Below are 6651 nucleotides of genomic sequence, written 5' to 3'. Positions count from 1 at the left end.
CGGCATGCCGAGGTACACGCTGCACAGCTCGCCAAGGCTGCCCGCCGCGTCGGCGTCCGGGCACCAGGGAGGGCGGAAGATACTCAGGGTATCCGCGGGGTCAATAGTATTTTTTCCGACCCGCTTCTCGGGGCACAAGTCGCCGAGTTTTCAGGTTTTTCACCAAGCGGGTACGCCGGCCCGCCGGCCGGGCGACCTCGGCCGCTGTCTTCACGTCTCTGGGTGCTCGTCCGCGAACCAGCGACCCATCCGCTCGCGGATGAGAAGCATCTCCGCGCCGCTCGGTAGCCGGATCCGGAAGCCCTTCTCGCGCGGACCAAGGCCCACCATCGAGCCCATCACCTCGACGGGTTGCCAGCCGCCAGCGCCGCGCAGCCGCGCGGGGCGCCCTCGATCCGCGGCCTCGGTCTCGACGTCGACGCAGTACCACCGCGTCCCTCGCGACGCGGTCCAGCCGGCCTCGGCGCAGAGCCGCGCGTCTGCCTCCTGCAGCGCGCGATGGGACGCGGCGAAGGCGGCCCTCGGGTGAAGCACGACGACGAGCGCGTAGCCAGGCTGGAGCTGACGGACGATGTAGCTCCTGCGGTGGGCGCGCACCGTGATCTGGCGCGGCATGCCGAGCGGCGCGATCGCGACCTCGGACAGGACGATCTGCCAGTGGGCCGCCGTGACCTTCACGTCGAACGGCTCCAGGCAGCCCGCATAGTCGATGGTCTCGCCCTCGAAGTCCACGAGCGCGGCGGCGTGCGCGCCCGGGATCGCGCACAGGAGATCCTCGAGGATGGTCGTGAACGACGAAGGCGCCTGGTCACGTGAGAGCGGGCCTCGGCTCCGTTTGCGAGCTCCGTTGCGCGAGGTGCTCATGGCTCGATCCGCACGAGCTCGAGCAGCGCGTCGATGCCGCCCGCGACCCACGGCTCGCGCCGCAGCTCATCGAGGAGCTTCGCCTGCGCGGCGCGGGCGCGCTCGGTCACGACCTCGTCGCGCACCAGGCCGCGCCGCTCCTCGGCGGGCACCACCTGCGCGGGGATGCGCTCGAGGAGCATGATCACGTGCACGCCGAACGACGACGCCACGGGCGCGCTGAGGTCCCCGCGCGCGGCGAGGGACGCCGCCGCGCGCGCGAAGTCGGCGTCGAACTGCTGCGGCTCCGGGGTGAGCGCGCGGCCCGCGGCGGTGACGGGCGGGAGCGGCTGCGCGACGACCTCAAGGCCGTCGGCAGGGACCGCCTTCGCCGCGCTGATGAACGCGTCGGCGGCCGGATCGGTGGGCGGCTGCCGCGCCTCGACGGCGCGCGGCGGCTCGGAGCGCGAGGCCACGTCGCGCGCGGAGAGCACCGCCCTCCGGATCGCTTCGGCGAGCGCCCTCGCCCTCTCGCGCGTGGCCTCGTCGGCGTCAGCCGAGAGCCTCACGACGGCGTGCACGGTGCGGTATCCCTCGGGGCGGTCGAGATCGAGCCAGTGCCGCTCGGTGGCGACGCGCAGCTCGTCGTCGGTCACCGGGCCTGCGCTCTCCGCCTCCTCTTTCAGGCGATGAAGCAGCCGGCGGGCGAGCACCGCGCTGATCTCGCGCTGCACCTCGGGAGCCTGATCCAGGCCGCGATCCCGCGCCTCCGCGGCGAAGAGCGCGTCGCGGATCGCCGCGTCCCGGGCGCGCGCAGGCAGGAGCTGCTGCGCTGCTGTGATGCGAGCTACCGAGTCGACGTGGATGTCGATCGCGCCCACGCGCGCCGCCACGTCGGGCGGCAGCGGCGGCGCTCCCCTCGCGGACGTCGATAGAGCAGCCCACGCGACGCACGCGCACAGGCACGCGGCACCCGCGATCGCTCGGCGCCCGGGGCTCACGCGCTACCCCCGCGGGGACGAAGGATCTCCGTGGATGCCTTGAGCGAGAGCCCGCCGATCACCAGGAGGTAAATCGCCTTGAAATCCTGGCGATCGCCGAGCGCGTGGACCCCGAAGGCGAAGGAGAACGCCGCGGCGGAGAGGAGCAGAATCGCGAATACGTCGACTGCGCGGGACACGCGCCTGAGTGTAACGCGATTCGACGGGGAACCGGCGGGGATGCGGGGGATGGTGAGCAACGAGAAGCGGGCCGAGGGCCACGGCCGAACCGCCGCTCAGCGCAGCATCATCACGACCGCCCCCAGGACGGCGAAGACGATCAGGACGAGCAACTGCCGGATGGCGCGGTGAGGGAGCCGCCGTCCGCCAGCGGTGTGCCTGCGTCCGCGGGCGACGGCGACCCCGGAGGCGGCCGTGATCAGCGCGACGGCGCAGGCCACGGCGACCGCCTGGGCCAGGAGGGCGCGATCGGGGTCCCGGACGCGCCACGCGAGAACGAGGATGGCCAGGCTCACGAGCGCGCCGAAGGCGACCACTGCCGTGGCCAGCGGGGGCAGGTGGGCCCGGGCCTGGAGGAGGGGGGCGTCCGGGTCCGGCTCCTGCGGGCGCCGAACATCCCACCGATCGCGCCAGGAGAGCGCGAAGATACCCCAGGCGATCGCGCCGATCGCCGCGCGGACAGGGTCGAGGCGGGACGGTTGGAGGGACGGCGACGCGAGCAGCCAGGTCAGCGTGGCGAGCGCCAGGAAGGCAGAGATGCCGAGGTGCCGCGCGAGCCGGCGGTGGGTCGCAGCGAGCAGCGGCGCAGCGGCGCCGCAGAGAAAGGCGAGCGTGGCGGCGATGCTGGCGGACGTCGGCGCGCCGCGGCCGAAAGCGGCCGGCGCGACCGTGATCATCCACGCGACGATCGCCGCGAGCAGCGCCTGCGGAGCGCGCCCGTCGCCGAGACCCAGGTCGAAGCGCCCTGCTCCGGGCTGCGCGGCCTCGGGGCCTTCCGAGCTCGACCGCCCCTCGACCCCGCGCGCTGGCCTCCCGCCGCGTCCGCCAGCAGCCGTGGCGGACGACTCCGCTTCGCGCGGAGCGCCGATCGAGATCGCACCGGGGGCGTCCGTGCTCATGGGCGAGCCGCTAGGCCAGGTTCCTCAGCAGGTTGCCCACGGGAAGGACCTCCTGCGCCGGCGCACGCGCGCCGGCGTCGTCGCCGCTCGCGCCCCCCTCCTCCCGGGCGACCTCGAGCCCGAGCCGCTTCCAGAGGCCCGTGTCGAACAGGTGGCTCGGGCGCACGTTGCCGAGGGCGGCGAGCATGTTCTGCCGCGTCCCGGGGTGGCGCGCGTCGAGCTCCGCGAGGAGCCGGCTCACCGCCTTGCGCTGGAGGTTCTCCTGAGATCCGCACAGGTCGCAGGGGATGATGGGGAAGCGCTCCTCCGCCGCGAACGCGGCGAGCTCGTCCTCGGCGCAGTAGATCAGCGGGCGGATGACGACGTTGTCGCCGGCGTCGGAGACGAGCTTCGGCGGCATGGACTTGAGCTGGCCTGCGAAGATCAGGTTCAGCAGCAGCGTCGTCACGGCGTCGTCGCGGTGGTGGCCGAGGGCGATCTTCGAGCAGCCGAGCTCGCGCGCGATGCGGTAGAGGATGCCACGACGCAGGCGGGAGCAGAGGGAGCAGTACGTCTTGTTCTCGGGGATCTTCTCGGTGACGATCGAGTAGGTGTCCTCGGAGATCATCCGGAACTCGTGGCCGCCCGCGGCCATGTAGTCGGCCAGGAGGTGTCCGGGGTAGCCAGGGTGCCCCTGGTCGATATTGACCGCGATCACGCTGAACCGGACCGGCGCGCGGCGCGCGAGGTCCACGAGGAGCGCGTGCATCGCGTAGCTGTCCTTGCCCCCCGAGACAGCGCAGAGGATCCGATCGCCGTCGGCGATCATGTCGAAGTCGGTGATGGCGCGGCCCATGGCGCGCGCGAGCTTGCGGCGGAGTTGCACGATCTAACCGGTGAAGCCTTCGATGAGGCGGAGGAAGGTAAGCACGCCGTGGCCCGTCCCGCCCTTGGAGACGATGCCGTAGGGCTTGCTCGCCATCGACGGGCCGGCGATGTCCACGTGGACCCAGGGGACATCGCCCACGAACTCACGCAGGAACAGGGCCGCGGTGATGGCCCCTCCCCAGCGGTCGGCCGTGTGCTTGATGTCGGCCCAGTCGCTCTTCAGGCCCTCGCGGAGCTCCTCTACCAGCGGCATCTGCCACATCGACTCGCCCGCGGCCTTCGCGGCGCTCCGCACGCGCTCGGCGAGCTCCTCGCGGTTCGAGAAGAAGCCCGACACCGTCGGGCCGAGCGCCACCATGCAGGCGCCCGTGAGGGTCGCGTTGTCGACGATGAGGTCCGGCTTGAGCGCGCGCGCGTAGGCGAGGCAGTCCGCGAGGACGAGGCGCCCCTCGGCGTCGGTGTTGATGATCTCCACCGTCCTGCCGTCCAGGGAGCCGAAGATGTCCCCGGGGCGGTACGCCGCGCCGTCGGGCATGTTCTCTGCAGAGCCGATGACGCCGTGCACCTCGACGTTCGGCCTGGCGGACGCGACGGCGGCCATCAGCGCGATCACGTTCGCGGCCCCGCCCATGTCGCCCTTCATCTCCTCCATGCCCGGAGCCGGCTTGATGCAGAGACCGCCGCTGTCGAAGGTCAGCCCCTTGCCCACGAAGACGAGCTTCCCCTTCGGCTTGCCGGAAGGAGCGTAGACCATGTGGATCAGCCGGGGCTCGCGCGCGCTCCCCTGCCCCACCGCCATGATGAGCTTCATGCCCCGCTTGGTCAGCGCGGCCTTGTCGAACACCGTCACCTTGAGCCCGTGCTGCTTGCCGATCCCCGCGGCGACGCGCGCCAGCGCCTCGGGGTAGAGCTCGTTGGGCGGCTCGTTGACGAGATCGCGCGCGACGCAGATCGCCTCGCCGACCTGCTGGCCGAGCGCGACCGCGTCGCGCGCCGCTTTGCCCGGCTTGCCCTCGACGACCACGGTGCCGCGCGAGAGCGCGAATTTGGGCACGCGATCGCCCGTGAAGTAGCGGGTGAACCGGTAGGCCCCGAGGACGAGGCCCTCCGCGACGGCCCGCTCCGCGCGTTCGACGCCGGGCGGCACCGCCACCGCGACGCTCTCGGCGCGCACGCCGTTCGCGAAGCGCGCGCCCTTCGCCGCGAGCACCCGGCACTCGACGTCGGTGACCTTGCCCGACCCGAGGCCCAGCAGCAGCACGCGGCCCGGCTTCAGCGCGCCGTTCGTGGCGAAGTCGATGCTCTGATCCTTCTTCCCCGTGAAGTCATCCCGCTTGACCTGGTGGGCCACGTGCTCGCCCAGGGCCTCCACGAGCCTCGCGAGCACGCCCTCACCCGTCGAAGCGCCTTCGTGCACGCCGATGACGACGACGTCGACGGCGAGGCTCAGCGGGTCTGACGAGGCAAGGTTCACTTTGATCGGCATGCGGTCTCCTGAGCCCGGACGTGGAGGGTTTCCAGCGCGGCATCTAATCACGAAGGGCTAACCCCGTCGACGTGGACGATGGCCGCGAGCGGTCGGCCCGAGGCGCGGCAGGGAGAGCGCTTCCCATGGGAGAGCGACGCGGCGCGCAGCGGCGCTCAGCGCCGCTCGGACCTCGTCGTCGGCAGGACGCTGGCGCGGGCGGGCGTCGCCGACTCGACCGCCGCCACCGCGCCGGAGCGCCGGGGCGATGCCTCTGACCGGACCAGGGCCCGCGCGTCCCCCGCCCCGAACACCCGGTCGACGGGCGCGTCAGCGCGCGGACCTGTAGATCTGGATCACGTCGGCGAGGAGCTTCAACGCCTCGGCGCGAGGACGCTGGAACGCGTTCCGCCCCATGATCGAACCGAAGGAGCCGCCCGCGGCCATCTCGCGCACGTCCTCGAGCAGGGCGTCGGTCGACCTCGACTCGCCGCCGGAGAAGATCACCACGCGTTTGCCGTTGAAGGTCGTCTGAACCACGTGGCGGGTCCGGTCGGCGAGCGTCTGGATCGGGATACTGTACTTCTCGTACATCTTCTTCGCCTCCTCCTGCTCGATATGAGCCGTCGGCGGCTTGACCTTGATGATGTGCGCGCCGAGCTGGGCCGCGATCGTCGCGGCATACGCGCAGACGTCGATGGCCGTCTCGCCCTGCTTGGACAGCCCGGCGCCGCGCGGGTAGCTCCAGACGACGACGACCAGGCCTTTGCGCCTGGCCTCCAGGGTGATCTCGCGAAGATCCTCGTACATGCGGTTCCTCGCGCCGGACCCGGGGTAGATCGTGTAGCCGACGCCGACGCAGCCGAGCCGGAGCGCGTCCTCGACCGAGCCGGTCACCGCCGAGATTGGCTGCTCCACCTTCGCCAGCGTGTCGCTGTTGTTGAGCTTCAGGATCAGCGGCACCTGGCCCGCGAACTTGCCCGCGCCCGCCTGCAGCGACCCGAGCGGCGCCGCGTACGCGCTGCACCCGGAGTCGATCGCGAGCTGGAAGTGGTAGTCGGGATCATAGGCCTCGGGGTTCGGAGCGAACGATCGCACCGGGCCGTGCTCGAAGCCCTGATCCACGGGCAGGATCACCAGCTTGCCGGTGCCCGCGAGCGCTCCGTGGTTGAGCAACCGCACGAGGTTGGTCAGCGTGCCGGGGTTCTCGGAGGAGTACCAGGAGAGGATCTGCTCGACACGGGTCGTGAGCGCCATGAGTCACTCCGTCGATGGTGTTGCGGTGAGGCACGCAAGGCCGCCAGGGGCGCGAACCTGCCCTCCCGAGACGCGCGCAGCAGCGCTTACGGGCGGGCGG

General features: G+C 71.8%; 7 protein-coding genes. All 7 read right to left on the bottom strand.

Annotated elements, in window-relative coordinates; translation table 11 throughout:
• Window positions 1–210 precede the first annotated feature (210 nt).
• The 7 genes from WMF42_RS12320 to WMF42_RS12290 all read right to left on the bottom strand — a co-directional run bounded on the left by WMF42_RS12320 (window position 211) and on the right by WMF42_RS12290 (window position 6551).
• A complete protein-coding gene (locus WMF42_RS12320) occupies window positions 211–864 on the bottom strand; it encodes a hypothetical protein (protein ID WP_061609273.1) in 654 nt (217 codons plus the stop codon).
• Complete coding sequence (locus tag WMF42_RS12315) at window positions 861–1844, bottom strand: peptidylprolyl isomerase (RefSeq protein ID WP_437691997.1); 984 nt, start codon at window positions 1842–1844, stop codon at window positions 861–863. Before WMF42_RS12315 ends, WMF42_RS12320 begins: the two co-directional genes overlap by 4 nt.
• Entirely contained in the window at window positions 1841–2023 is a 183-nt protein-coding gene (locus WMF42_RS12310) for a hypothetical protein (protein WP_061609271.1), read from the bottom strand. Before WMF42_RS12310 ends, WMF42_RS12315 begins: the two co-directional genes overlap by 4 nt.
• Before the next feature lie 96 nt (window positions 2024–2119).
• A complete protein-coding gene (locus WMF42_RS12305) occupies window positions 2120–2962 on the bottom strand; it encodes a hypothetical protein (protein ID WP_061609270.1) in 843 nt (280 codons plus the stop codon).
• Window positions 2963–2972: 10 nt separating this feature from the next.
• A complete protein-coding gene (ttcA, locus tag WMF42_RS12300) occupies window positions 2973–3827 on the bottom strand; it encodes a tRNA 2-thiocytidine(32) synthetase TtcA (RefSeq protein WP_061609269.1) in 855 nt (284 codons plus the stop codon).
• Window positions 3828–3830: 3 nt separating this feature from the next.
• Window positions 3831–5315 carry a leucyl aminopeptidase gene (locus WMF42_RS12295; protein WP_061609268.1) on the bottom strand — a complete coding sequence of 495 codons (1485 nt, stop codon included), beginning with the start codon at window positions 5313–5315 and terminating at the stop codon, window positions 3831–3833.
• Between the two features lie 309 nt (window positions 5316–5624).
• Window positions 5625–6551 (bottom strand): class I fructose-bisphosphate aldolase, encoded by a 927-nt coding sequence (locus tag WMF42_RS12290; protein WP_437691994.1) that lies wholly within the window; start codon window positions 6549–6551, stop codon window positions 5625–5627.
• Window positions 6552–6651: the final 100 nt, after the last annotated feature.

Origin of the sequence: Sorangium sp. So ce176 (assembly GCF_051519835.1) — a bacterium.
GTDB classification, from domain to species: Bacteria; Myxococcota_A; Polyangia; order Polyangiales; family Polyangiaceae; genus Sorangium; species Sorangium cellulosum_G.
This window is presented reverse-complemented; position numbering and strand designations above follow the sequence as displayed.